Origin of the sequence: Streptomyces swartbergensis, from assembly GCF_002148965.1 — a bacterium.
In the GTDB taxonomy this organism is placed as follows: domain Bacteria; phylum Actinomycetota; class Actinomycetes; order Streptomycetales; family Streptomycetaceae; genus Streptomyces; species Streptomyces swartbergensis.
Genome location: NZ_NGFN01000850.1, coordinates 1 through 631 on the forward strand (window position 1 = coordinate 1; position 631 = coordinate 631).

At 74.2% G+C, this 631-nt stretch carries 2 protein-coding genes; both read left to right on the plus strand.

Annotated features, from left to right (window positions below):
• Positions 1-344: diguanylate cyclase (locus CA983_RS44715; RefSeq protein WP_244207384.1), on the plus strand; the 344-nt coding region annotated here is incomplete at its 5' end.
• Positions 341-631, plus strand: a 291-nt coding sequence (locus CA983_RS44720; RefSeq protein WP_208637205.1) for an ASCH domain-containing protein, incomplete at its 3' end; no start/stop codon positions are given. The genes CA983_RS44715 and CA983_RS44720, both read left to right, overlap by 4 nt.

Consider the following 631-nt stretch of genomic DNA (forward strand, 5'->3'; position numbering starts at 1 on the left):
CTGCCGTAGGCCGCCTCGGTGGCGATGAGTTCGCGATCGTGCTGGAGCTGCCCGCCGGCCGCCGTGAGGTCCGCCTCGCGCAGCTGGTGCGGATGCTGCGCACGCCGGTCACCCTGGACGCCGGCCAGGTGGTGAACGTCGCCGCCTCGGTCGGCGCCGCGACCTGCGACATCGTCGGCACCCGCGACCTGTCCACGGTGCAGCGCGCGGCCGATGCCGCCCTCTACGAGGGCAAGCACTCCGGCCGTGCGGTCCTCGCGACCGCCGCGCACGCCACGGTGCCGTCCGTCAACGGCCGCCGGGCCGGCCGCCCGGGCACGGCGGTGTGGGGGCGAGCCGCATGAGCCTCGCGACCCTGCCCGAGGGCGACTGGATCCGCGGCATCAGCATCAGGCAGCCCTACGCGGCCTGCATTCTCGCCGGTGCCAAGACGGTCGAGAACCGGCCCGCCCGGTGGCCGACCGGTTGGGTGCTGCTGCACACGAGCAAGACCATCGACCAGCGCGCCCTGCGTATCCCGTTGATCGGCCGCACGATCCGTGGCCGCCAGCTGGTCACGGGCGCGGTGGTCGGCATCGCCCGGATCACCGACTGCCACAAGGACCCCGAAGGGGCGCCGCCCTGTACGGAA